Genomic DNA, 23,439 nt, shown 5'->3' on the forward strand with positions numbered 1-23,439 from the left:
TGCCCCAGGCAACCACCATCCATATGCTAGACAGCCTCTGTCGCAGCCTCCAGGGAGCGGGCAATTTGGAGAAGCCGCAGCTCAGAACCGGTGTGCCCGATGAGTTGGATCCCCATGGGCAAGCCCGCGGCAGTGGTGTGGACCGGAATGCTGATGGCGGGCAATCCGCACACGTTCACCATGGAACTCCACGGCGCGTACTGGCATTGCCGTTTGTAGTCCTCATCCGCGTCGCCTGCCCACGCACTCGGCCAAGGATCGCCGCTGTGCCCTCCGCCCGTGAACCACCCGATGGGCCGGGGCGTCTGCGCCAGGGTAGGCATCAGGATCAGGTCCCACTGCGCGTACTGGGCAATGGTGTCGTGCTCGAATTGCCGCAGGAACCCCAAAGCTTCGTTCACCTTCAAGGCGCTGCGCTGCTGCGCCCGGCGCCTGAACGTCCTGGTGAGGGGAGTCAGCAACGGCTCACGCTGGGGTGCTATCCGGGCGCTTCCGACGCCGGCAGTCCAGGCTGCGGTGAACGCTTCGGGATAGCGGTTGTCATAGCGGATTTCGGCTTCGCCAACACTGTGACCGGCTTCCGACAACACCTTTATGCCCAGGTCCAGGGCGTCCCGGGCCTCCTGCTCGATCTCGAAGGGGTACACCCCGGCCCATGGACTGTCCAGGCTTACCCCGATTCTCAGGGGATCCGGCGCCCGCGCGACGTTGGCGAGGTAGCCGCCGTCGGGCGCTTGATCCCGGGGGACCAGCGCGTCCATGAGCAGCGCGGCGTCCGACGCGTTCCGCGCGAGCGGACCGGCCACCACCAGGCCGGCGGCGTCGCCCGCGCTCACCCCGGCAGGGACCAGCCCGCGCCCCGGCTTCAACCCCAGCAAGCCGCAGGCGCCGGCAGGAATCCGGATGGACCCGCCGCCGTCGGTTCCGGGTGCGAACGGCACGAGCCCTGCGGCCACCGCGGCAGCGCTGCCACCGGACGACCCGCCGGAGCTCCGGGCCAAGGAATGCGGATTGCGCGACGGCGGTGCGATGCGGTTTTCGCTGTAGGCCGTCAGCCCGAACTCCGGAACCTGCGTCTTGCCCAGCGAGATCACGCCCTGCGCCCTCAGGGTTGATGCCAAAGCCCCGTCTTCGGGCGCTGGCTTGTGCTCCAACGCCGCGCTGCCGTGGGAGGTGGGGACGCCGGCAACATCGGTGAGGTCCTTGAATCCGGTGGGCAGCCCGTGCAGCAGCGGCAGCTCCTCCAGGCGTCCTTCCTTGGACAGCCGGGCATGGTGGGTATCGGCTGTGGCGGCATCCTTGAGGGCTTGGTCCGCTGTGACGGTGATGAAGGCGCCGAGCTGCTGGTTTCGTTGCTCTATTGCGGCCAAGAAATGCGCTGCTGCCTCGCGGGCGGAGAGCTCGCCGGTGGCCAAGGCGTCGCGTAACTGGACGGCGGTTTGCTTGGAAAGGTCCTGCGTCAATGGATCAGCCAAGGAAACGCGACTCCAACCGTTCCTCCACAGCAACGGCGTCCACGCTCTCTCCGGCTCCTGCAGTCACACGGAAAGCGGCCTTGTTCTTGACCTCGGAGACCACCTCCACGAGTTCCGTGCCCCGGTAAACCAGCCCTACGCCGTCGTCCGTGCAGTGGGTCTCGCCGAGAGTGCCGTTGGCCACCAGCTTGTGGATGGCGGGAGCCCGGCGGAGCTCGGAGTCGTAGTGGACCCCGTTGCCGTAGGGGAGGAAGCCCAGTGAATCCGTGACAGGCTGCAGCTCGGGACCGTAGGAATCAGTCACGCCGCCTTGGTACCAACAGATGGATCCGGCCGAAACCCCGGCCAGCACCACGCCACCCTCCCAGGCTTTGCGCAGAATCCGGTCCAGCCCATGGGCGCGCCAGACGGCCAACAGGTTCACCACCGATCCGCCATTGACCCACACCACGTCCTGCTCCATGAGGTGGGCTTCGGGGTCCTCGATGTTTGGCATGGTGAAGAGGTTGAGGTGGCTGAAGTCGAACCCGGCGATGCGTGCGGCCTGGTCCATTTCCGCAGCCCACCAGCGCTGATCGCCGGAGGCTGTTCCGATGTGCGTCACCTTGGGCGCACGGCCGCTGACTCCGGAGAGTTCCACCGCGTAGTGCATCAGGTGGTTGAACTCGATCCTGGTCCTGGCGCCCGGCTTGTAACCGCCGGAGGTGGCGAGGATCGTGGGTTGCCCAGCAGCCATGGGTTCCTCCTAGTAGCCGGAATCGGGGTGTGCTTGGAACCTAAGTCTTAACGCCGGAGCCACTGTGTGCAAGCGAAGACAGCAGTCCCGTGCCGCGGCAGGTCCATGCGACTAGGCTGGATGCTGACCTTGAACGATGGGAAGGATCCACCATGAGCGACTTCGATACCGTGCCTGTGGGCGACATTCCGGCCGATGCCAGCATCCTGGACGTCCGCGAGGACTACGAGTGGGTGGCCGGCCACGCGGAAGGTGCACGCCACATTCCCATGGACCAGTTGCCGGCACGTCTGGACGAACTTGATCCGGACGAGGACTTCTTCGTGATCTGCCGGACGGGTGGCCGGTCATTCCGTGCAGTGCAGTGGCTGGTGGGCCAGGGTTACTCGGCCGTGAACGTGGCCGGGGGCATGGACATGTGGTTTGAAGCGGGCAAGCCGATGGTTTCGGACAACGGCCTCAAGCCGGTAGTCCTTTAGTCCCCACGTATATAACCAGCAAGGAATACTCGATGTCAGCAGCCACGTACACCTTCCTCGGACCTGAGGGCACGTTCACTGAAGCGGCCCTCCTGCAGGTTCCGGGCGCTGCTGAGGCAACCCGCATTCCGTGCACCAACGTCAATACGGCGCTGGAACGCGTTCGCGTCGGCGAAGCAGACGCAGCCATGGTTCCCATCGAAAACTCGGTGGAGGGTGGCGTCACGGCTACCCTGGATGCGATCGCCACGGGACAGGAACTCCGGATCATCCGGGAGGCCCTGGTTCCCATTACCTTCGTGCTGGTGGCGAGGCCCGGCGTCGAACTTTCCGACATCAAGCGCGTCTCGACGCACGGCCACGCCTGGGCTCAGTGCCGCTTGTGGGTGGACGCGAACCTGCCCGGGGTGGACTACGTGCCGGGTTCGTCGACGGCGGCGGCAGCCATGGGACTCCTGGAGGATGACGCCCACTACGAGGCTGCCATCTGCGGCCCGCTGATCGCCGCCGACCAGCCCGGACTCAACATCCTGGCGACGGACATCGGGGATAACCCGGACGCCGTGACGCGGTTCATCCTGGTCAGCCGGCCCGGTGCGCTGCCGGAAAGGACCGGAGCGGACAAGACCACCGTTGTTGTTCCTCTCCCGGAAGACCACCCAGGTGCGCTCATGGAGATCCTGGACCAGTTCGCCTCCCGCGGCGTGAACCTCAGCCGCATCGAATCAAGGCCTACCGGGCAGTACTTGGGCCACTACTTCTTCAGCATCGACGCCGACGGCCACGCCTTGGATTCGCGGGTGGCCGATGCCTTGGCAGGGCTGCACCGGATCAGCCCAGCGACGCGCTTCCTGGGCTCCTATGCCCGCGCGGACAAGCAGGAGGCTGTGGTGGCTCCGCACACGTCGGACGCTGCGTTCGCCTCGGCACATGCCTGGGTGGACGCGATCCTTAAGGGCGCCTAGCCCTTCTCCACAGGCTGCGGCAGGCCTACTTTCCCCGTGATGGTTCTGTGCGTATGCTTGCCTGATCCATAAACGATGGATGAATGCGTCAACGAAAGGAGCGGTCATGTCTGTCCACCGGGATGACAAAGACGGCCAGGGCATGATCGTCAATCCGAAGCCCTCAGGCGAGAACCAGGACGACTGGAATGGCGATGAGGCCGATCGTGCGGACCGGCTCCGCTTTGAAGAAGAACAAGCAATGATCAAGGAGCAGGCAGAGGCCCGTGCGGCTGCCAAAGCCGCTACTGAAGAAGCCGAAGAAAACGCTGCCGAGCCGGACGTGGGCTCGATCTAGGCGATCTGCACCTTGGGAACCCGCACCAGCAGGGACCCTGGCTCCACTTGCACGGTGACCGTCGTCGCTTCACCCGACGGATCGCCGTCGAGCTGCGTGGCCATGGGTTCCTGGCTGCGGATGACAACCTTCCCTGAGCGGTAGAAGCTCATCATGGGCAGGTTCCTGTTGTGCTTGAACAGGATCTTTGCGTACATCGCGATCCAGCCGAATGCACTGCGGGGGCTCATCACCACGATGTCCAGCATCCCGTCGTCGATCATGGCCTGCGGGATGAAGTCGATGCCCCCGGGGATCAGGCCACAGTTGGCGAACAGGACGCTGCGGATCTTACGGGCCTGCTCCGGCTCGTCATCCAAGGTGATGGTGACGCGTTTCCGTCTCCCGGGAAGGTGCCGGACACCGGCCTCCGTATAGGCCAGCCAGCCGACGCTTTTCTTCAGGTCTTCTTTGGTGTCGCCAACAACCTCGGCGTCCAGGCCCATGCCGGCGATGACCAGGAACGTGTGTTCTCCGGAGACTCCCGTGATGTCGTTTTCGATCCCCATGGTGGCGGTGTCGATGTAGCGCTGATGGCCGAACAATGCCGTCTGGATGCATTCGGCGAGGTTGGTGACGTCCAGATCCACGTTGCGGGCCAGGAGGTTTCCCGTGCCCAGCGGAACCAAGCCCATGGCTACGTTCTTGTGCGCCAGCGACTCAGCCACCACGCGAACGGTACCGTCACCACCGCACGCAAGAACGACGTCGGCCCCGTACGCCAGTGCCTGGCGCGACTGTCCGTAACCGGGATCTTCCACGGTGGTTTCGAAGAATTTCGGGGCGTCCCAGCCCGCCAGGTCGCAGGCGTCGATGATCGCCTGGCGTGCCACCTCAGCGTTGTTTTTCACGGGATTGAGGATCACGGCGACCTTCTGGTCCCCCGGACCCGGCTTGTGGGCGTCCTCGCGAACCGCGCTCCTGATATGCCTGGCTTTCAACCGGCGCACACCCCACCAGCTCGAGACGGCAAAAGCCACGCCCCCAGCGAGAATCACATACAGGATCCAGTCGTTCATTGTGCTTCAACACTATTCGATACTCTTGTGTGGTGATCGACGTAAAAGACCTCACCGAAAATCCGGACAAGTTCCGTGCCAGCCAGCGCGCCCGTGGCGCCGACGAGTCTGTTGTGGACGCGATCATCTCCGCTGACTCCGATCGCCGTGCTGCACTGGTTCGCCACGAGACCCTCCGTGCCGAGCAGAACGCTTTCGGCAAGAAGGTGGCGCAGGCGAAGGGTGAGGAGAAGCAGGCCCTGCTGGCTGAGGTCAAGGAGCTCGCCAACTCGGTGAAGGCTGCGTCCGCGGAAGCCTCCGCTGCCCAGGCCAAGCAGGATGAACTCCTGCGTGTCATTCCGAACCTTGTGGTGGACGGCGTGCCCGAGGGCGGCGAGGACGACTATGTAGTGGTCAAGACAGTTGGCACTCCGCGAGAATTCACGGACTTTGAACCCAAGGACCACCTGGAGATCGGCGAACTGATCGGCGCGATCGACATGGAGCGCGGTGCCAAGGTGTCCGGCTCACGCTTCTACTTCCTCCGCGGCGTCGGGGCCCGGCTGGAAATGGCGCTGCTGCAGATGGCCATGGACCAGGCGATCGAGGCGGGCTTCGTGCCCATGATCACCCCCACTTTGGTGCGTCCCGAGACCATGCAGGGCACCGGTTTCGATGTAAAGCACGACGCCGAGATCTACCGTCTCGCTGAAGACGACCTTTACCTTGTGGGAACCTCGGAGGTGGCCCTCGCCGGTTACCACGCCGACGAAATCCTGGACCTCTCCGCCGGCCCCATCCGCTACGCCGGCCAGAGCTCCTGCTACCGCCGCGAGGCCGGTTCGCACGGCAAGGACACCCGCGGCATCATCCGCGTGCACCAGTTCAACAAGGTGGAGATGTTCATCTACACCACGGTTGAGGAGGCTGCTGCCGAGCACGAACGCCTGCTTGCCTGGGAAGAGGAGATGCTGGCCAAGTGCGAGCTTCCCTACCGCGTTATTGACACTGCTGCCGGCGATCTCGGCATGTCCGCAGCCCGCAAGTTCGACTGCGAAGCCTGGGTCCCCACGCAGAACGCCTACCGCGAGCTCACGTCCACATCCAACTGCACCACCTTCCAGGCCCGCCGCCTGAACATCCGCGAACGCGTGATCAACGACGAAGGTGTAGCCAAGGGGACCCGTGCAGTGGCAACGCTGAACGGCACCCTGGCCACCACCCGTTGGATCGTCGCCATCCTTGAGCACCACCAGAACCCGGATGGTTCCGTCAACGTTCCCAAGGCGATGCAGAAGTACCTTGGCGGCCTTGAGGTCCTCCCGGTTCTCTAGGTTCCCTCTGCGGGCGGATCCCGTTCTTGTTCGTGATTCACGGGCAAGGGCGGGATTTTTCGTTTCCCGGAAATGTTGTGGGGACTGCGCTCCGGTGAATAGCCGGACGGTAAACCGGGCACAAAAAAAGAAGGGAAATTATCCCTTCCATATTCAATGTATAACCCACCCGGGGGCTTGCGGCAAGGCCCCCCTGCTGCCGAACAATTGATCCTCGAACCCCATCACCAATGTCAAAGGGAGTCGTGGGATGCCGGAAAACAACCGCTTGGGAACCAGTGCTTTTGACATGCCGGAGCACTTGGAACGCAAAGCCGATTCGCAGCTGATCGGCGCCGATGAGCGACAGTTCGATGCCATCGCAGCCAGCTTGGAGGAAGCGATCGCTGAGCTGTCCACCCGGCTGGAGGCAACCCGTAAATTGCCCGGCGGCAGGGGACAAGCAGCGTTGGACCGCGATCAGGAGATCCACAGGCTTACGTCGCGGCTGAGGGCACTCCGCCGTTTCGGGGTGGATTTGTGCCTGGGCCGCATGGTGGCTGAGGAGAACCCTGAGCCCGTGTACGTGGGCAGGTTGGGCCTCACGGACAGCCAGGGGAAGAGGCTCCTGATCGATTGGCGATCGCCGGCTGCCGAGCCCTTTTTCGGGGCAACGCACGCCAATCCCATGGGGCTGGTGAGCCGGCGCCGGTATCGCTGGACCAGCGGCCGCGTGACGGACTACTGGGACGAAGTGTTCACAGCCGAAGGTATGGAGGGAAATGCCGCGCTGGATGACCAGTCCGCCTTCATCGCGAGCCTGGGCAGCAGCCGCTCTCCACGTATGCGGGATGTTCTGGGCACCATCCAGGCCGATCAGGACAGGATCATCCGTGCCGGGTCGCGTGGGGCATTGGTGGTCGACGGCGGCCCGGGGACGGGTAAGACGGTGGTCGCCTTGCACCGATCGGCTTATCTGCTGTATTCGGATCCCCGGCTCAGCCACCGCAACAACCACAGGCGAAGCGACGTCCTGTTCGTCGGCCCGCACCAGCCTTATCTGGCGTATGTGGCCGATGTCCTTCCGAGTCTTGGGGAGGAAGGAGTTCAGACGTGCACTCTGCGTGACCTCGTCCCCGAAGGTGCCGCGGCCGCCGTCGAACGTGACCCTGAGGTGACCCGGCTCAAATCCACGGTCGAGATGGTCAAAGCCATTGAACGCGGCGTGAGGTTTCACGAGGAGCCGCCCAACGAGGGCATGGAGGTGGAGACGCCCTATGCCGACGTCTGGTTGGGCAGCGATGACTGGGCCGAAGCCTTCGATGCCGCAGAGCCGGGAACGCCGCACAATGAAGCCCGGGACGAGGTGTGGGATGCGTTGCTCGAGATCCTGGCGGACAAGTTGGGCGAACACGATGTTCCGGAGGCCATGCGTCGCAGGGCTTTGAGTCAGAGTTCGGAGCTGCAGTCGGCCTTTAACCGGGCCTGGCCACTGCTTGATTATGCGGCGCTGGTGGCGGATTTGTGGCGGGTTCCCGCTTACCTGCGGCTGTGCGCTCCACACCTGCAACCCTCCGAAAGGGATCTGCTTCATCGCGAAAACCCGGAAGCGTGGACCACTGACGACCTCCCTCTGCTCGATGCGGCGCGGCTGCGGCTCGGCGATCCCGAGGCATCCACACGACGGCGGCGGCAGGCTGCAGTCCTGGCGGCGGAGCGTGAACTTATGGACCGGGTGGTGGATGACCTCATTGCAGCTGATGACTCCGAGAACCTGGAAATGTACATGCTGCGCGGCGACGACATGAGGGAGAAACTGACCGGGCAGGACGTTGTGGAAATGCCCGATCCGGATGTTCTGGCCGGACCTTTCGCGCACATCGTGGTGGACGAAGCCCAGGAACTGACGGACGCGGAGTGGCGAATGCTCCTGCTGCGCTGCCCGTCTCGTAGCTTCACGGTGGTGGGGGACCGGGCGCAGGCCCGGCACGGCTTCACGGAATCGTGGGAAGAACGCCTTCACCGCGTGGGCATGGAAAACGTGTCGGTGGCGGGCCTCAGCATCAACTACCGCACACCGGAAGAGGTCATGCTGGAGGCCGAGCCGGTGATCAGGGCCGCCCTCCCGGACGCCAATGTGCCAACCTCGGTCCGGAGCAGCGGGCTCCCGGTGGTCCATGGTGCGGAGCGGGAGCTGGAAGCGATCCTGGAGAAGTGGCTTGATGCGCACGGTGAGGGGACGGCGTGCGTCATCAGCCAGCCGGCCCTGGAAGTGGGTTCGGAGTGGGACCGGGTCAGTTGGCTCACCCCGGAACTGGCAAAGGGCCTTGAGTTCGATCTTGTTGTTCTTATTGACCCTGACGATTTCGGCGCAGGGATCGAGGGCGCCGTGGACCGGTATGTCGCGATGACCAGGGCAACGCAGCAGCTGGCTATCCTCACGAGCGGTGCCTGAGGGCACTATTCATGCGCCGTTAATCCTCCGCTGTGGCGCCGGTCCTAGTTCAGCGTCGGGGGTGTCTGGTCTACTGGAAACATGACTATTTTGACTGATACTCCAGTTGCTGGCATCGAGGACCAGCCCAATAAGAACAACAAGCTCATGATCGCCCTGGACGTCGATGGCACCTTGGTTGACCACGATGGCCACATGACCCCCGAGGTCCGTTCAGCCGCCCAAGCAGTGGTGGCCAAGGGACACGACGTCATGATCGCCACCGGACGTTCCCTTAACGCAACCTTGCCCATCATCGAAAAAATCGGCATGGAACGCGGATACGCGGTGTGCTGCAACGGCGGCGTCACCCTCCGGCTGGATCCCACCCTGGAGGCCGGCTACGAGATCATCCACAAGGCCACCTTCGATCCCGCTCCTGCGTTGAAAGCGCTGCGGGAGCGGCTGCCCAACGCCAAGTACGCTCTTGAGGACGAGGACGGCAACTTCCTTTCCACGGAGCGCTTCCAGGACGCCAGCTTCGGTGTGGAGTCCATCGGCGTCGATTTCCAGACCATGCTGGATTCCGTGGCCGTCCGCGTCGTGGTCTTCAGCAGCGAGAACACGTCGGATGAGTTCAACGAGGCCATTAGCCACATCGGTCTTTCCGGGGTGACCTACTCCGTCGGCTGGACAGCGTGGCTGGACATCGCCGCGGAAGGCGTCACCAAGGCCAGCGCCTTGGAGGCCCTCCGCCGTAGGCTCGGCACGGACCAGGCCAACACGGTGGCCGTGGGCGACGGCCGCAACGACATCGAGATGCTCACCTGGGCTGGCCGCGGCGTCGCCATGGGCCAGGCTCCCGATGAGGTGCTCGCCGTTGCGGACGAAGTCACAGCGTCAGTGCTCGACGACGGCGCCGCCTTGGTTCTGCGCGGCCTGCTGTAGGTGGGGCCGGGCTCGGCTGGTGCGTGCTCCTGCTGACTAGTTATCGTGAGCCATGGCCGCTTCCGATACATACAAAGACCTTTCGCCAAAGATGAAGCGTTTTGCTCTAGCCAATCTTTGGGCTTTTACGGGGGCGCTTGTTGCATCAGGGTTCATTCGACCCTGGTTGGGATTCTGGCCGACAACAGTGCTGCTGGCATTGGTGCTGCTTGCCGTGGTCCTACCCTTCGGCCTTGCTGCAAGGCGCGAACGCAAAGAATTAGAGGCTCAACGTCGTCGCGACAACTGAGGCGCACCAGCCTCCGGTCGAGGCCCAGTCTTCGGGACCAGCCCTACTTAAAGTACGTCTGAATCTGCCCGCCACCGGCTGACTCAACGATTGCCTGCGCCACCGCCCGGAGCTTGACGTTCCGGTTGCTGGAGGCCTTCTTGATGAGCTCGATGGCTTCTTCCTGCGTGCACCGGTTCTGCGCAATGATGATTCCGGTCGCCACGTCTATGACTGTGCGTGACTCCATGGCGGCCCGGAGGTTGGCGGCTGTCTGCATATGTTCCGCGATGCGCACGGCAAGGCGAAGTCCCTTGGACGACTGCTCCACGTAATCGTTGGCGCGCTGAACGGCTGCCTGGTCGAACGCATTGGGGTGCTCGGAGTAGAGGTTGAGCCCGGCGGTCGCTGCGGTATCGCTGAGCGGGAACGGGACGGCCAAGACCGACCGAATACCATTCTTGGTGACCAGGTCGTTGTACTCGGGCCAGGTGTTGTCCGTGGCGAAATCCGGAATGTGCACCTGCGTTATTTCGCGACAAGCGCGAAGGCACGGGCCGTCGTCGAAGTTGTACTGGAGTTCGTCGAGCATTCGGGCGCGCTCGCCGCTGCTGGCCACGGTGCCGGCGGTTCGGTGGCGCATCAGGGTGATGCCGCAAAACACTTCGTTGCCGGGTGTGCTGAACATGGCGGCAGAGCGCCTGGCAAGTTCCTCCAGGAACACTTCAACATCCGGGGTATCGAGCAACAGATCCTGGATATCGGCCACCACTGTTGTCGGCCCGGCAGTATGCGGGTCTTCCATGAGGAACTCCGATCCATGGTTATGGCTTCTCTTCGAGACTAACTCCGAAGACCGTTGAAAGCTAATAGTAAGTGTGCTTCTCTTTTTAAGGAGTCTTGCCGTGGGCTCACCCTCACCAGCCGGTTAAGGATTGAGCCCATGCGTCAAAACCGACCCCTCACCATCCACGCCGCGCCGCCCCGCGCGCCGGAGGGCAGCATCAGACAGAGCTTCCAGGACGGCCTCGTCCTGGACCATCTCAACCTCGCCAAGTCGATTGCGGCGAGATATTCCGCCCACACCCACGACCTCGACGACGTCAGGCAGGTCGCGTACATGGGCCTCATCAAGGCCTCCCGCGGCTACGACGAGGCACGGGGAGTCAGTTTCCCCGCCTACGCCGCGCCCACCATCGCCGGGGAAGTCAAGCGCTACCTTCGTGACCATTGCTGGGTGGTACGGCCGCCCCGGACCATCCAGGACGTTCGACGCCAGGTACTGGCCCGGACGGAGGAGTTGACCCAGGCCCTGCAACGGACGCCGTCGCCGGAAGAGGTGGCAGAGGATCTGAGCCTGGAACCAGGGCAAGTCCGCGAATCACTCATGGCCGGCACCAGCAAACGCCCCGATTCCCTGGACGCCCCGGCAGGGGAGGGCCGTGACGGACTGCAAGGCTCGTTGTCCGCCTTCGGCTGCCCCACGGACCGTCTTGAGGATGTGCTTGCCCTGAGGAACGCCATCCGCGGATTGAGCTCCGAGGACCGTCACCTGCTGTACCGGCGGTATTACCGGGAAGAGACGCAGTCCACCATCGCCGAGGCCCTGGGTGTCTCCCAGATGCAGGTTTCGCGGAAGCTCTCCAAGATCCTGGTCTCGCTCCAAACCCAGTTGCTGGACGATGAAGCACGCCAGAAAGACGGGACAGCCCCGTAAAAAGCCGCCCGCAAAAAACCAGCTAGCAGCCGAGCTGCTCCACGGCCTCCAGGACATCGTGGACGGTAACGGCCATCAGTGCCGGGTCAGGTTCGGCTGAGAACACATCACCGCGGCGGAGTTCGACGGCGGTCAGCACCACGTGCGGTCCGGGCGGCGGTCCCCACTCTTCCGCGGGTGCGGGACCGAACAAGACCACGGACGGGCGCTCATACGCGGAGGCCAGATGCGCCGCGCCCGTATCGGCAGAAATGACCAGCCGGGCTTCCGCGATGGTTGCCGCGAATTCGGCGAGGCTTTGCCGCCCGGCCAGCACGCCGTCCTCGACGTTTGCTCCCTTGAGTTTCGCCAATGCGGCTGTCTCCTCGGCCCGGGCGCGTTCCGAGGTGCCCCCGGTGAGGACGATGTCGTGGCCGGCGGCCGCGAGCTGGACGGCAACGTCCGCGAACCGTTCCACGGGCCACAACCTGCTGCCGTAGGCGGCACCCACATGGATCACGGTGGCCCCGGGACGCGGCGAGGAAACCGAAGGGCGGTTGAGGCGGTAGTCCAGGGGATCGGCGTCGATTCCGTGCCAATTGAGCAGCCGGGTCCACCGTTCACGTTCGGGAACGCCCGTGATCCACGAAGGCCCGTCCAGGCCGTCGGAAGCGTGCGCGATCACCCGGTTGGCGCCCAGTTCCTTGATCCGGAGCCGGCTCTCAGGCCCGTTTCCGTGCAGGTTGACCGCCACGTCCACGGCACCGTGAGGCACCGTCAGGGGGTCGTCCAACCCGGGCGTGGGCAGGTGGCCGATTCCGCCAACCAACTCAAGTGCCTCGGCGATCCACGCCGGCCCCGCGTAAACAATCCGATGCTCCGGAAACGCTCTCCGCAAGCCCCGCAGCGCCGGAACCGCGACCAAGAGATCGCCGAGTTTCAGGGCGCGAAGGGCGAGCAACAGGGGTTGGTCCTGGTCGCCCTGGCTGTTCAATGCTGTGTCCATAGTGGCCTCCCGCTGAGAGTCTAGCGGCATGAAACTTCTCACGGCCGCGTTGTTTAGCGCCCGGAGAACTGGGGAACGTTGCGGGTATGGGAGGAACCGGAACGTTGAAGGCGGTCCTGTTTGACCGCGATGGAACACTCGTTGTTGACGTGCCATACAACGGCGATCCGCAGCTGGTGCGGCCCATGGACGGCGCTGTTGCGGTGCTGCAGAAAGTCCGGGAGGCCGGGTTGGCTACGGGAGTGGTGAGCAACCAGTCGGGCGTGGCGCGTGGGCTGTTGACCCTGGACCAAGTGGCATCCGTGAACCGGCGGGTAGATCAGTTGTTGGGGCCGTTCGATGTGTGGGAAGTCTGCCCGCATGGACCGGCAGACGGCTGCGCATGCCGCAAGCCCGCTCCCGGAATGATCCTGTCCGCCTGCGAAACGTTGGGCATCGCGCCGGAGGAAACTGCTTTCGTGGGCGATATCGGCGCCGACGTTGAGGCTGCGACGGCGGCCGGCTCCCGTGCCGTGCTGGTGCCCACACCTGTGACCAGGCAAGAGGAAATCGACGCCGCCGAAGTAGTGGCTCGGGACCTCAGCCATGCTGTGGAGCTCATCCTCGGCGGCAGCATCGCGCTCGAAAAGGACACCGTCGGACAGGAAGCCCCTGCATGAGCCGCGTCCTGGTAGCGCGCTTGGACAGCATGGGAGATGTCCTGCTCTCAGGTCCCGCTGTGCGCGCAGTGGCGAACGGAAACCGGCCCGACGGAAGCCGCCCCAACGACGTCGTTCTCCTGTGCGGCCCCGAAGGTGCAGCCGCGGCGGAGATGCTGCCCGGGGTAACCCAGGTGCACACCTGGGCCTCCCCGTGGATAGTGAATCCTGCCCCGCAGGTCACGGAGGAAATGACCAACGGGCTGGTCAACTTCGTCCGGAGTTCCCGTATCGAGGAGGCCGTGATCCTCACGTCCTTCCACCAATCCCCGCTCCCGCTGGCGCTGCTCCTGCGGCTGGCCGGCGTCCGGAAGATCACCGGGGCATCGACGGATTACGCGGGCTCGCTCCTGGACGTCCGCCTCAAACCGGGCGAGGACTTTCCCGAAGACCAACCGGAAGCGGTGCGTGCCCTCACCATTGCTGAGGCCGGCGGCTACGTCCTGCCAAACGGCGACGACGTAAAACTGCGCGTCAGCCCTGGCCAGGACCCTGATGGCCTGGCCGATGAACTCGCCGAAGAGGGACCGTACATCGTGGTCCACCCGGGCGCCGCCGTGCCGGCCAGGGCATGGCCCGCCCTCCACCACGCAGCGGCTGTGGAGCTGCTGGAAGCCTACGGGCATCGGGTTGTGGTCACAGGTGGGCCCAGCGAAGCGTCCCTCACGGCCACGGTCGCAGGCCCCTCCGCCCGGAACCTCGGCGGTGGCACGGACCTCCGGACGCTGGCAGCGGTACTGGCCGGGGCCGCCGTCGTAGTTACCGGCAATACCGGACCCGCCCACCTCGCGGCAGCGGTAGGCACGCCCGTGGTGTGTCTGTTCGCCCCCGTCGTCCCGGCCATCCGCTGGGCTCCGTACGGGGTCCCACTGGAACTGCTCGGCGACCAGGAAGCGCCCTGCAGAAACTCCCGGGCACGCGTGTGTCCCGTTCCCGGCCATCCCTGCCTGAGTTCGGTAACCCCGGAACAGGTGGTGGAAGCGGTCGAAAGGCTCCTCGGAGGCGTTTCCTCCCTGGCAACCCGACGAAAGGTGTGGAAACCATGAGGATTCTGGTGTGGCACGTGCACGGCGGGTGGATGGAGGCTTTCGTCCGCGGCCGGCATGAATACTTGCTCCCGAAAACGCCCGACGGCGGCGCCTGGGGTTTGGGGCGCGGTGGCCGTGACTGGCCTGCCGCGGCGCAGGAAGTGGACCTGGACACCCTGGACCCCGAGAGCGTCGACGCAGTGGTGCTTCAAAGGCCCGAGGAAATTGCGGCAGTTGCACGGACTCTGGGACGGCGGCCCGGTGTCGACCTGCCGGCCGTCTACCTCGAACACAACACGCCCAAAGGCGACGTTCCCTTTACGCTGCACCCCATGGCGGACCAAAGCTCCATTCCCGTGGTCCACGTGACCCATTTCAACCAGCTTTTCTGGGACACCGGCTCGGCGGGCACCACGGTCATTGAACACGGCATCCCTGACCCTGGACGGCTCTACACCGGTGAACACGAAGAGATGGGCGTGGTGGTCAACGAACCCGTTCGGCGTGGCCGGGTCACGGGGACGGACCTGCTGCCCGGATTCGCCGGGGTGGGGCCGTTGCGGGTGTTCGGCATGGGAACGGAAGCGCTGCCGCAAGCCCTGAACCTGAGGGACTTGGGCCTCAGCGATGAAAGGCTCCGCATCGCCGGTGATGTGCCCGCCCCGCAACTGCACCAGCAATTGGCCCGTTGCCGACTCTACCTGCACCCCCTGCGGTGGACCTCGCTGGGGTTGGCTTTGCTGGAAGCCATGCACCTTGGCATGCCCGTTCTGGCCCTGGCCACCACCGAGGCGACCCGCGCCATTCCGCACGGCGCAGGCTTGGTGTCCAACGACGTCGACGATCTCCAAAGGTTCGCCAAGCGCCTGCTGGACGATCCTGACGACGCCTACGCAATGGGCATCGTCGCGCGGGAGGCTGCGCTGGAACGGTACGGGCTCGAAAAGTTTCTCCGGGCTTGGGATGAGCTGCTGGCCGAGCTTCCGGCCACCCGGGTTCCTGCCGGCCATGCTCCAGCAAACCATGACACTGAGAGGGCACACCCATGAAGATCTCCATGGTTTCCGAACACGCCAGTCCACTGGCTGCATTGGGAGGCGTTGACGCCGGAGGGCAGAACGTCCACGTTGCCGCACTGTCCTCCTCGCTGGCAGACCGTGGCCACCAGGTCACTGTGTACACGCGGCGCGACGACCCCGACCTGCCGGCCAGGGTCAACGTTGGTCCAGGACTCACTGTGGTCCACGTGGATGCGGGTCCGGCCCGAAGGCTCCCCAAGGACGAGCTTCTGCCGTACATGGGTGAGCTGGCGGACGGAATCTGCGCGGACTGGGCCGGTCAAGTGCCGGACGTGGTCCACGCACACTTCTGGATGTCCGGCCTCGCAGCCATCCAGGCCTCGCGCAGGGCCGGCGCCGCCAACCCCGTGCCCGTGGTCCAGACCTTCCACGCCCTGGGATCGGTCAAGCGCAGGCACCAAGGCGCCGCGGACACCAGCCCCCCGGCCCGCGAGTGGCTGGAACCATGGGTCGGCCGGACCGCGGACTGGGTAATCGCCACCTGCCCGGATGAGGTCTTCGAGCTCAAAGCCCTGGGTATCAGCAGGTCGAAGATCTCCATAGCCCCCTGCGGTGTGGACCTCGACCTCTTCCCGGGAACGGCCGACGCCGAGCCCAAGTCCCGCACGCATCGGATACTCAGCGTGGGGCGCCTGGTGCAACGCAAGGGCGTGGACCTGATCATCCGGGCATTGCCGCTTCTGGCCGAGGCCGGCTTCGACGACGTGGAGCTGCTGATTGTTGGCGGTTCCGGTGACGCGCTCAACCTGGAAGAAGATCCCGAAGCCCAACGGCTCAGGTCCTTGTCCAAGGAGCTCGGCGTTGAGGACAGGGTGACCATGCGTGGACAGGTGCCGCGCGATGCCATGCCCGCGATTTTCCGCAGCGCTGACGCCGTGGTCTGCACACCCTGGTATGAACCCTTCGGCATCGTCCCGCTTGAGGCGATGGCATGCGGTGTGCCCGTAGTGGCTGCGGCGGTAGGTGGACTGCGGGAAACCGTAGTGGACCAGAAGACGGGGCTCCACGTCCCACCCCGCGATCCGGAAGCACTTGCCGAAGCGCTGGAGAAACTGCTGGCAGACCCGGAACTCCGCGCGGACATGGGCCGGGCCGGTTCCTGCCGGGCTCGCTCACGGTACTCCTGGGAACGCATCGCAGCTGACACCGAGAAAGCGTACAGGTCCGTTCTTGCCGCCGGATTGTCCCGGCAGGCCGACGAAGGTTTGGAACCATTGGAAGGAACGGCGCTGTGACTGTTCAAGGCCGCGTGATCACCGAAACCACCCTGCCGGGCCTCATTCCCGATACCCTGCCGGCGCGTTGGGGATCAGGCCCCACCCACAACGACGCCGTCACCACCCATCTGGACAACGTCCTGCCGGCGCTTGATTCCCTGCGCTCGCAATCCCACGTGTTGTCCGCTTGGGGGACCGAGCTCGCCACCAGGCTGCTCTCCGGGCAGCGTCTGCTCGCGGCAGGTAACGGCGGCTCGGCTGCCGAGGCGCAGCACCTGACGGCTGAACTCGTGGGCCGTTTTGACGAAGAACGCGCCCCGTTTTCGGCCATCTCATTGCACTCGGAGTCCTCCGCCGTCACGGCGTTGTCCAACGACTATGGCTACGACGAGGTCTTCGCCCGCCAAGTCAGGGCGCATGGCCGGGCTGGCGACGTGCTCATGCTGCTCTCCACCAGCGGGCGCAGCCCCAACCTGCTCAACGCTGTCCGGGCAGCGAAGGAACGCGGCGTTGTCACCTGGGCCCTGACAGGCGCCGGTCCCAACCCGCTGTCCGAAGCCTGCGATCAAGCCATCACCGTCGAAGCCATCGCTGCCAACGCCCAGGAAGGCCATTTGATCGCCATCCATGCTGTGTGCCGCGCTTTTGATGCAGAGGTTGCCAGGCGCACCGACAGTGGACCGGGATCGTTTGGGGGCGGTCAGCCATGAGGATCACGGTAGTTGGCGACCTTCTCCTGGACGTCGACATCAACGGGACCGCCACCCGGCTCAGCCCCGACGCGCCGGTTCCGGTGGTCGACGTCGGTGATGTCCGGCGTCGGGCAGGCGGCGCCGGGCTGGTCGCCACCGTACTGGCACGGGACGGCCACGACGTCTCGCTGGTCACCGCGGTATCGGACGACGACGGCGCAAGCCACCTCAGGCGCGCACTGGCAGGCGTGTCGGTACTCGCCGGAACGCCGCAGGCTCCAACACCCACCAAGACCCGTGTGCGGATCGGGACGCATCCGATGGTTCGCTTCGATCAGGGGTGTGCCCCGGCCCCGGTCCCGTCCAGTACAGGGGAGATGCTCGCAGCCATCGCCTCGGCGGACGCCATTGTTGTGGCGGACTATGGCCGGGGGATCACGGCAAACACCGACATCCGGGCAGCCCTCACGGACGCGGCCCGGCGCATCCCCGTGGTGTGGGATCCGCACCCTTCCGGTTCCGACCCCGTGGCAGGAGTGTCCGTGGTGACGCCCAACCTCGCCGAAGCCACCGCGTCCGCGAAGGCAGGCGGTTCCGGCACCGGCGCTGAAGAAGCCGGACGATATCTCCTGGACAAGTGGGGAAGTGCGTCCGTGCTGGTCACCAGGGGCGAGGACGGTGCGCTGCTGATGTGCTCGGACGGCTCAGCCGAGAGCATCCCCGCGCCAACCACCAACGTGAGCGACCCCTGCGGTGCAGGTGACCGCCTGGCAGGCAGCCTCGCCGTCCACCTCGCCACGGGCTTGGACCTGGCGCAGGCCGCTGCCCGGGCTGTGGAAGATGCTTCTGCGTTCCTCGCCGCCGGGGGAGCTGCCGCATTGGCCGGCGCGGACCCGGCCAACGCGGCGGACCCGTCCGAAGTAAGTCCCGTCGTCGAACTCAAAGGCCTGGAACTGGTGGACACCGCAGACCTTCACCCCGACGGCGTCCGGCTTGCCCGCTCCGTCCGGGAGTCCGGAGGGACAGTGGTGGCCACAGGAGGATGTTTCGACCTCCTGCACGCAGGCCACGCACGGACGCTGGCAGCAGCGCGCAGCATGGGAGATTGCCTGATCGTGTGCCTGAACTCGGACCAATCCGTCCGCCGGCTCAAGGGCGTGCATCGACCGATCGTCAGTGTGGAAGACCGCGCTGAGTTGCTGCTGGCGCTCGAATGCGTCGACGCCGTCGTGGTTTTTGGCGAGGACACTCCCGAAGCCTGCCTCACCCAAATAAGGCCCGACATCTGGGTCAAGGGCGGCGACTACACCCCCGAAGAATTGCCGGAAGCCCGCCTCCTGGCGGGTTGGGGAGGGCGATGCGTCACTGTGCCCTTCCACCCGGCACGCTCCACCAGCGGCCTGGCAGCAGCATTGGCCAAGGTCAGCTGAACCTTGCTGGAATCAACGAAAGGAACCGCATGAACACGCAAACACCTGGACGCGTCATCGTCACCGGAGGCGGGTCCGGCTTGGGCGCTGCGATCGTGGAGGCCATCCGCGACGCCGGTGGCACGCCGTTCGTTTTCGACCGGGACGTCAGCAACGTCTCGGGCGCCAAAGCCCTGGAAGTGGACGTCTCCAACCGCGAGGCCGTGGAGGCGGCAGTGAAGGAAGCCGCCGAAAGCCTTGGCGGCCTGGACGGAGTTGTGACGGCTGCGGGCATCGACCGGTGCGGCAAGCTGGGCGATGTCGCCGCCGAAGAATGGGAAAAGGTCATCGGAGTGAACCTCCTGGGTACCGTTTCCACCATTCGTGCGGCCCTGCCGTACCTTAAGGGATCCCGTGGCCGGGCCATCACCATCGCCTCCACGCTGGGGCTCCGGGCACTCCCGGATGCCACGGCCTACTGCGCCTCTAAGTTCGGAGTGATCGGCTTCAGCCGTGCCCTGGCCGCAGAAACGGGCGGTGTCATCGGCGTTACCACCATCATCCCGGGCGGCATGAAGACCCACTTCTTCGACGACCGCGACGAACAGTACAAGCCGCAGGACGATTCCAAGCTCAACGATCCCGCCAATGTGGCGCAGGCCGTGGTGTTCGCCCTCTCGCAGCCGTTCGGCAGCGAGGTCCGCGAACTCCTCATCACCCCCGCAGAAGAAGGCTCGTGGCCGTAAGGTCCAGCACGTCCTGAACAACATCGGCCACGGCGATGCCCTTGATGAGGGTGTCGTCGTGGCCGCAGTGCGGAGCGGTCCAGCCAACCTGGGTCACGTCTGCACCGCAGCGCGGGCAACGGGTCAGCCAGGACATGTGGATGCGGTGAAAGCCGCGGCCGCGTGGGCCAGCGTTGAACACGTTTCCCACCCAGAAGATCCCCACGGTGGGAGTTCCCATGGCCTGCGCCAAATGCCGGGGACCGCTGTCGCTGGCCAGCATCACCGTCGCCTCGGCGAGGAGAGCGGCCAGCTCCCCGATTTCAAGTTCACCCGCGACGGACCGCACGGCCTGGCGCTGTCCCTCCGGCAGGTGACGGCCGGCAAGCTCCGCCACTTCCTGGGCCAAAGCCTTCTCGGACCTGTCCCCGACAATCAGCACCTGCGCCCCTTCGGCGGCTATGCCCGCCGCAGCTTCGGCAAAGTACGACGCCGGCCACCGCCTCCGCGGATCGGTGGCGCCCGGGTGGACAACCACCAGCGACGAGCGGTCGGGGTCCTTCAACCCCTTGATGCCCTGTTGGTGCTCGGGCTTGGGGAGCAGGGGAGGGAAGATGATGGTGGGAGCTCCAGCCAAGCCAGCGACTTCCAGCCAGCGGTCGGGCTCGTTCTGGTAGTAGACGTAGTCCAGGTTCCGCTCCAACGGCTCGGCGTCCCTGGTGCGGGTTCCTACTGTGTGCCGCGCACCCAGCCGGAGCAGGAAAGGATTGGAGTACCGGCCGCCGCCATGCATTTGGACGGCAATATCGAACCTCCGTGCCCGCATCGCGTCGAAGAATGCCTCCTGTGCGGCCACGTCTTCCGCGTCATCTTCGAAGCGCTCGCCGTTGCGGGGACCGTCATGCACGCCACGCGCCACCGGGAGAAGTTCGACGTCGTCCACCGGACCGTCCGTGGCCGCAGCGAGTGCGGCGTGAACCGGAGTGCCCAGCAGTGTGACCGTGGCGTCGGGGTAGGCGCTCTTCAGCGCATTCAAAGCCGGGTAGGTGTAGATCAAATCACCCAGGCCCCCACCCCTGAGCACCGCAATCCGCTGTACGTCGCGGAATTTTTCCAATACGGGTCCTATGCCTGACGTCAGGTCCACCAGCGGATTGTCCATGGATACTGTCCTCTCGGTGCGTGCTGTTCGTCTGTTGCAGGGCCACTGTCGAAACCCTGCCGAAACTCTCCTTCGCGGCGTGTGAAGCACCAGCCGCGGGGTACCTGAGGGGAACAGGAATTGTTGCCCAACCGGAAGGTACCCCATGGCACGCCTATCCAATCAAGAAGGTCTCGCCGACTGGCTTCCCGGCCGCTTGGCCGAGGAACGACCTGTTGTGACGGTCATCGGCGATTCAATCCTGGACGGGTGGTGGGACGGAACCATCGACCGTTTCTGCCGCGAAGCCCCCGCGCCCGTAGTCCAGGTCCAACGCCGGGACTTTGCCCCCGGCGGTGCAGCCAACACGGCGATGAACCTTGCGGCACTGGGGGCGGACGTCCGCTTCGTCTCGTTGACGGGTGAAGACGAGGCCGCGAAAACGTTGAAGGAAGCACTGGAAGCGGCAGGTGTGGACGTTTCCCACGTCGTTTCACATCCTGGCATGACTACCACCACCAAGTTCCGGGTCAGCAGCGCCGGACAGGTGATGCTGCGCCTGGATGACGCCGCCACAGAGGTACCCCCGGGCGGCCTTTCGGACATGGCCGCGACGCTGCCCGAAGCCCTGCGCGGTTCCGCGGCGGTGGTGCTGTGTGATTACGGCGCAGGGGCATTGGAAGGCCCGGTCCGGAGCGCGATTCTTGACCGTTTGGCCCCTGGCGATGACGGCGCAATGCCTGCGTCCCGCCAGAACATGCTGGTTGTGGTGGACGCCCACCACCCCGGCCGGTGGGCCGGTCTCCAACCGGACCTGGCCACGCCCAATGCCCAGGAAGCGGCAAGGCTGCTCGGCACGGACTTCCCAGGCGGTGCTGCCCGGTGCCCCTTCGTGGAAGCACACGCGGAACAGCTCCTCAGCGCCTCGGGTGCGGCCGCCGTCGTCGTGACCTTGGACCGGGAGGGGACGCTGACCATCCGTCCGCAGGGCACGTCACCGCAGGCGGCGACCCACAGGACCTGGGCGCGGCCGCAGGCCGAAAAGCAGGCTTCGGGGGCCGGAGACACCTTCGTTGCCGCGCTGACCCTTGCCCGGGCGGCCGGCTTGCCGCTGACCACCAGCGTGGATCTGGCGCAGGCCGCCGCCGACGTCGTGGTCCACAGGCCGGGCACCTCCGTGTGCACCACCGAGGAACTGGCCACGCACCTGCGAGGCTTCGCTGATACCGCACTGACGGACACGGAACTGGCCAGGCACATCCAGGAGCATCGCAGTGAAGGGCGCAGGATCGTGCTGACCAACGGGTGCTTCGATGTGCTGCACCGCGGCCACACCCGCTACCTGAACCAGGCCAAGCAACTGGGTGATGTCCTGGTGGTTGCCCTCAACAGCGACTCGTCGGTCCGCCAACTCAAAGGCCCGGACCGTCCGGTGAACCACGAAGCCGACCGCGCCGCCGTCATCGCCGCCCTGAGCTGCGTCGACCACGTGACCATCTTCGACACCCCCACGCCCATACCGCTCATCGAACTCCTGCAACCCGACGTCTACGCCAAGGGCGGGGACTACACGCCGGAGATGCTCCAGGAAACCGAAGCGGTCGAGCAGTACGGCGGCACGGTCACCATCCTGGACTACGTTCCGGAGCATTCAACCACCGCGGTACTGGAACGCATCCGTTCAAGCGGCGAGACCCCGCAGGACTGAGGAGGCACCTCATGCGCATCGCGATCATTGGAGCCACCGGGCACGGCGGCACGGAACTGCTTAAACGCCTCCAGCGGGCGCGCTCCGAGGAGGGCGCGGATCTGGAACTGGTGGGCGTCGTGCGCCGCGAGCCGGACCCGGACGCCGCGCCCTATCACGGCGTTGAGTGGCACACCCTGGACATCGGAGCCGCCACAGACCAGCCCGCCCTGGAAGCAGCCCTTGCCGGAGCCGACGCCGTAGTGCACTTGGCATGGCTCATCCAGCCCAACCACAACCGGGAATTGCTGCACCGGACCAACGTGGAGGGAACGGCGAATGTCCTGGCGGCCGCCCGCAAAGCCGGAGTGCGGCAGTTTGTATGTGCGTCCTCGGTTGGCGCCTACTCACCTGCGCCCAAGGACCAGCGGACCAAGGAGGGCTGGCCGACCGGTGGGATCAAGAGCTCGCATTACAGTGCGGACAAAGCGGAACAGGAACGGCTCCTGGACCGGTTCGCCACAGAGAATCCGGACATCGTGGTGGCACGGCTTCGTCCGGCCCTGATGTTCAGCTCGGGCGGTGGAAGCGAGGTGGGGCGCTATTTCCTCGGCCGGGTCCTGCCCCGCCTGGTACCGCGCAAACCGTGGCTTCCGGTGCTGGCCCTTCCCAAGGAGCTGGTGTTCCAGGCCGTGCACACCGCCGACGCCGCTGATGCCTATTGGAAGGTGCTGCAGCACAGGGCCGAGGGCGCCTTCAACATCGCAGCCGAGCCCGTTATCGATCCCAACGCGCTCGCCTGGATCTTCAAGGCCAGGCGACTGCTGCCGTTCCCGCTTCCGGTGCTTCGCGCCGTCGTCGAGGTTTCATGGCGCTTGCGCCTTCAGGTGACCGACGGTGGCTGGGTGGACATGGCGGCCAACGCGCCGATCATGGATTGCGCGCGGGCGCACAGCTTGCTCGGTTGGTCTCCCAAGCACTCCTCGCTGGAGTCCTTGGCGGAAATGCTGGAGGGAATCGGCGCGGGCAAGGGCCGAAGGGGCTCACCGCCGCTGAGGCCACGGTGAGG

General features: G+C 65.3%; 23 protein-coding genes. 17 read left to right on the forward strand and 6 right to left on the reverse strand.

Annotated features, from left to right (window positions below; all coding sequences use genetic code 11):
- Positions 1-26: 26 nt before the first annotated feature.
- Both PQ627_RS04895 and PQ627_RS04900 read right to left on the reverse strand, forming a co-directional pair.
- Entirely contained in the window at positions 27-1,475 is a 1,449-nt protein-coding gene (locus PQ627_RS04895; protein WP_274258906.1) for an amidase, read from the reverse strand.
- Positions 1,468-2,211 (reverse strand): peptidase E, encoded by a 744-nt coding sequence (locus PQ627_RS04900; RefSeq protein WP_274258909.1) that lies wholly within the window; start codon positions 2,209-2,211, stop codon positions 1,468-1,470. The genes PQ627_RS04895 and PQ627_RS04900 overlap by 8 nt, the downstream gene beginning before the upstream one ends.
- 152 nt (positions 2,212-2,363) lie before the next feature.
- On the opposite strand from PQ627_RS04900, the gene PQ627_RS04905 reads away from it, so the two are divergent.
- The 3 genes from PQ627_RS04905 to PQ627_RS04915 all read left to right on the forward strand — a co-directional run bounded on the left by PQ627_RS04905 (position 2,364) and on the right by PQ627_RS04915 (position 3,992).
- Entirely contained in the window at positions 2,364-2,690 is a 327-nt protein-coding gene (locus PQ627_RS04905) for a rhodanese-like domain-containing protein (RefSeq protein WP_144660051.1), read from the forward strand.
- Positions 2,691-2,722: 32 nt separating this feature from the next.
- Positions 2,723-3,655 carry a prephenate dehydratase gene (gene pheA, locus PQ627_RS04910; RefSeq protein WP_274258912.1) on the forward strand — a complete coding sequence of 311 codons (933 nt, stop codon included), beginning with the start codon at positions 2,723-2,725 and terminating at the stop codon, positions 3,653-3,655.
- Between the two features lie 106 nt (positions 3,656-3,761).
- Positions 3,762-3,992: a hypothetical protein gene (locus PQ627_RS04915; protein ID WP_144660049.1), complete on the forward strand. Its 231-nt coding sequence runs from the start codon at positions 3,762-3,764 to the stop codon at positions 3,990-3,992.
- Here PQ627_RS04915 and PQ627_RS04920 read toward each other — a convergent pair.
- Positions 3,989-5,050 (reverse strand): diacylglycerol/lipid kinase family protein, encoded by a 1,062-nt coding sequence (locus tag PQ627_RS04920; protein WP_274258915.1) that lies wholly within the window; start codon positions 5,048-5,050, stop codon positions 3,989-3,991. The genes PQ627_RS04915 and PQ627_RS04920 overlap by 4 nt on opposite strands.
- A gap of 32 nt (positions 5,051-5,082) precedes the next feature.
- Here PQ627_RS04920 and serS point away from each other — a divergent pair, with 32 nt between their 5' ends.
- The 4 genes from serS (at position 5,083) to PQ627_RS04940 (ending at position 10,013) form a co-directional block, all read left to right on the forward strand.
- Positions 5,083-6,363 (forward strand): serine--tRNA ligase, encoded by a 1,281-nt coding sequence (serS, locus tag PQ627_RS04925; protein ID WP_274258917.1) that lies wholly within the window; start codon positions 5,083-5,085, stop codon positions 6,361-6,363.
- 250 nt (positions 6,364-6,613) lie between these two features.
- Entirely contained in the window at positions 6,614-8,797 is a 2,184-nt protein-coding gene (gene helR / locus PQ627_RS04930) for an RNA polymerase recycling motor ATPase HelR (RefSeq protein ID WP_274258919.1), read from the forward strand.
- 81 nt (positions 8,798-8,878) lie between these two features.
- On the forward strand, positions 8,879-9,724 hold the full coding sequence (locus PQ627_RS04935) for an HAD family hydrolase (protein WP_274258921.1): 846 nt from the start codon (positions 8,879-8,881) through the stop codon (positions 9,722-9,724).
- A 52-nt stretch (positions 9,725-9,776) separates the two neighbouring features.
- The gene (locus tag PQ627_RS04940) at positions 9,777-10,013 is read left to right on the forward strand and encodes a hypothetical protein (RefSeq protein ID WP_274258922.1); all 237 of its coding nucleotides are present in this window, start codon (positions 9,777-9,779) and stop codon (positions 10,011-10,013) included.
- Between the two features lie 43 nt (positions 10,014-10,056).
- On the opposite strand, the gene PQ627_RS04945 is transcribed toward PQ627_RS04940, so the two are convergent.
- Entirely contained in the window at positions 10,057-10,797 is a 741-nt protein-coding gene (locus tag PQ627_RS04945; RefSeq protein ID WP_274258924.1) for a GAF and ANTAR domain-containing protein, read from the reverse strand.
- A gap of 138 nt (positions 10,798-10,935) precedes the next feature.
- Between PQ627_RS04945 and PQ627_RS04950 the strand changes: the two genes are divergently transcribed.
- Positions 10,936-11,709: a sigma-70 family RNA polymerase sigma factor gene (locus PQ627_RS04950; RefSeq protein WP_274258926.1), complete on the forward strand. Its 774-nt coding sequence runs from the start codon at positions 10,936-10,938 to the stop codon at positions 11,707-11,709.
- 22 nt (positions 11,710-11,731) lie between these two features.
- Here PQ627_RS04950 and PQ627_RS04955 read toward each other — a convergent pair whose 3' ends face one another.
- The gene (locus tag PQ627_RS04955) at positions 11,732-12,694 is read right to left on the reverse strand and encodes a glycosyltransferase family 9 protein (protein ID WP_274258928.1); all 963 of its coding nucleotides are present in this window, start codon (positions 12,692-12,694) and stop codon (positions 11,732-11,734) included.
- 86 nt (positions 12,695-12,780) lie between these two features.
- Between PQ627_RS04955 and PQ627_RS04960 the strand changes: the two genes are divergently transcribed.
- The 7 genes from PQ627_RS04960 to PQ627_RS04990 are packed head-to-tail and all read left to right on the forward strand — an operon-like array spanning position 12,781 to position 19,563.
- Entirely contained in the window at positions 12,781-13,353 is a 573-nt protein-coding gene (locus PQ627_RS04960) for a D-glycero-alpha-D-manno-heptose-1,7-bisphosphate 7-phosphatase (RefSeq protein ID WP_274258930.1), read from the forward strand.
- A complete protein-coding gene (locus PQ627_RS04965) occupies positions 13,350-14,438 on the forward strand; it encodes a glycosyltransferase family 9 protein (RefSeq protein ID WP_274258933.1) in 1,089 nt (362 codons plus the stop codon). The genes PQ627_RS04960 and PQ627_RS04965 overlap by 4 nt, the downstream gene beginning before the upstream one ends.
- Positions 14,435-15,469 (forward strand): glycosyltransferase, encoded by a 1,035-nt coding sequence (locus PQ627_RS04970; protein WP_274258934.1) that lies wholly within the window; start codon positions 14,435-14,437, stop codon positions 15,467-15,469. The genes PQ627_RS04965 and PQ627_RS04970 overlap by 4 nt, the downstream gene beginning before the upstream one ends.
- Positions 15,466-16,734: a glycosyltransferase gene (locus tag PQ627_RS04975; protein WP_274258936.1), complete on the forward strand. Its 1,269-nt coding sequence runs from the start codon at positions 15,466-15,468 to the stop codon at positions 16,732-16,734. Before PQ627_RS04970 ends, PQ627_RS04975 begins: the two co-directional genes overlap by 4 nt.
- Positions 16,731-17,426, forward strand: coding sequence for a D-sedoheptulose-7-phosphate isomerase (locus PQ627_RS04980; protein ID WP_443192740.1), 696 nt, complete (start codon positions 16,731-16,733; stop codon positions 17,424-17,426). Before PQ627_RS04975 ends, PQ627_RS04980 begins: the two co-directional genes overlap by 4 nt.
- The gene (locus PQ627_RS04985; RefSeq protein ID WP_274258938.1) at positions 17,423-18,838 is read left to right on the forward strand and encodes a PfkB family carbohydrate kinase; all 1,416 of its coding nucleotides are present in this window, start codon (positions 17,423-17,425) and stop codon (positions 18,836-18,838) included. The genes PQ627_RS04980 and PQ627_RS04985 overlap by 4 nt, the downstream gene beginning before the upstream one ends.
- Before the next feature lie 29 nt (positions 18,839-18,867).
- On the forward strand, positions 18,868-19,563 hold the full coding sequence (locus PQ627_RS04990) for an SDR family oxidoreductase (RefSeq protein ID WP_144660030.1): 696 nt from the start codon (positions 18,868-18,870) through the stop codon (positions 19,561-19,563).
- Here PQ627_RS04990 and PQ627_RS04995 read toward each other — a convergent pair.
- Positions 19,532-20,704, reverse strand: coding sequence for a glycosyltransferase family 9 protein (locus PQ627_RS04995; protein ID WP_274258941.1), 1,173 nt, complete (start codon positions 20,702-20,704; stop codon positions 19,532-19,534). The two genes, PQ627_RS04990 and PQ627_RS04995, sit on opposite strands and share 32 nt — an antisense overlap.
- A 145-nt stretch (positions 20,705-20,849) precedes the next feature.
- On the opposite strand from PQ627_RS04995, the gene rfaE2 reads away from it, so the two are divergent.
- Both rfaE2 and PQ627_RS05005 read left to right on the forward strand, forming a co-directional pair.
- Entirely contained in the window at positions 20,850-22,391 is a 1,542-nt protein-coding gene (rfaE2, locus tag PQ627_RS05000) for a D-glycero-beta-D-manno-heptose 1-phosphate adenylyltransferase (protein WP_274258943.1), read from the forward strand.
- A gap of 11 nt (positions 22,392-22,402) precedes the next feature.
- Positions 22,403-23,437 carry an NAD-dependent epimerase/dehydratase family protein gene (locus tag PQ627_RS05005; RefSeq protein ID WP_274258946.1) on the forward strand — a complete coding sequence of 345 codons (1,035 nt, stop codon included), beginning with the start codon at positions 22,403-22,405 and terminating at the stop codon, positions 23,435-23,437.
- Positions 23,438-23,439 lie beyond the last annotated feature (2 nt).

This window comes from Paenarthrobacter sp. AB444 (assembly GCF_028736865.1).
Classification (GTDB): Bacteria; Actinomycetota; Actinomycetes; order Actinomycetales; family Micrococcaceae; genus Arthrobacter; species Arthrobacter nicotinovorans_B.

Bases quoted from the DNA above. Each gene is read 5' to 3' on its own strand.
- PQ627_RS04900 (WP_274258909.1), bottom strand. From the start codon at position 2,211: ATGGCTGCTGGGCAACCCACGATCCTCGCCACCTCCGGCGGTTACAAG.
- PQ627_RS04905 (WP_144660051.1), top strand. From the start codon at position 2,364: ATGAGCGACTTCGATACCGTGCCTGTGGGCGACATTCCGGCCGATGCC.
- pheA (WP_274258912.1), top strand. From the start codon at position 2,723: ATGTCAGCAGCCACGTACACCTTCCTCGGACCTGAGGGCACGTTCACT.
- PQ627_RS04915 (WP_144660049.1), top strand. From the start codon at position 3,762: ATGTCTGTCCACCGGGATGACAAAGACGGCCAGGGCATGATCGTCAAT.
- PQ627_RS04920 (WP_274258915.1), bottom strand. From the start codon at position 5,050: ATGAACGACTGGATCCTGTATGTGATTCTCGCTGGGGGCGTGGCTTTT.
- helR (WP_274258919.1), top strand. From the start codon at position 6,614: ATGCCGGAAAACAACCGCTTGGGAACCAGTGCTTTTGACATGCCGGAG.
- PQ627_RS04935 (WP_274258921.1), top strand. From the start codon at position 8,879: ATGACTATTTTGACTGATACTCCAGTTGCTGGCATCGAGGACCAGCCC.
- PQ627_RS04940 (WP_274258922.1), top strand. From the start codon at position 9,777: ATGGCCGCTTCCGATACATACAAAGACCTTTCGCCAAAGATGAAGCGT.
- PQ627_RS04945 (WP_274258924.1), bottom strand. From the start codon at position 10,797: ATGGAAGACCCGCATACTGCCGGGCCGACAACAGTGGTGGCCGATATC.
- PQ627_RS04950 (WP_274258926.1), top strand. From the start codon at position 10,936: ATGCGTCAAAACCGACCCCTCACCATCCACGCCGCGCCGCCCCGCGCG.
- PQ627_RS04955 (WP_274258928.1), bottom strand. From the start codon at position 12,694: ATGGACACAGCATTGAACAGCCAGGGCGACCAGGACCAACCCCTGTTG.
- PQ627_RS04960 (WP_274258930.1), top strand. From the start codon at position 12,781: ATGGGAGGAACCGGAACGTTGAAGGCGGTCCTGTTTGACCGCGATGGA.
- PQ627_RS04965 (WP_274258933.1), top strand. From the start codon at position 13,350: ATGAGCCGCGTCCTGGTAGCGCGCTTGGACAGCATGGGAGATGTCCTG.
- PQ627_RS04970 (WP_274258934.1), top strand. From the start codon at position 14,435: ATGAGGATTCTGGTGTGGCACGTGCACGGCGGGTGGATGGAGGCTTTC.
- PQ627_RS04975 (WP_274258936.1), top strand. From the start codon at position 15,466: ATGAAGATCTCCATGGTTTCCGAACACGCCAGTCCACTGGCTGCATTG.
- PQ627_RS04985 (WP_274258938.1), top strand. From the start codon at position 17,423: ATGAGGATCACGGTAGTTGGCGACCTTCTCCTGGACGTCGACATCAAC.
- PQ627_RS04990 (WP_144660030.1), top strand. From the start codon at position 18,868: ATGAACACGCAAACACCTGGACGCGTCATCGTCACCGGAGGCGGGTCC.
- PQ627_RS04995 (WP_274258941.1), bottom strand. From the start codon at position 20,704: ATGGACAATCCGCTGGTGGACCTGACGTCAGGCATAGGACCCGTATTG.
- rfaE2 (WP_274258943.1), top strand. From the start codon at position 20,850: ATGGCACGCCTATCCAATCAAGAAGGTCTCGCCGACTGGCTTCCCGGC.
- PQ627_RS05005 (WP_274258946.1), top strand. From the start codon at position 22,403: ATGCGCATCGCGATCATTGGAGCCACCGGGCACGGCGGCACGGAACTG.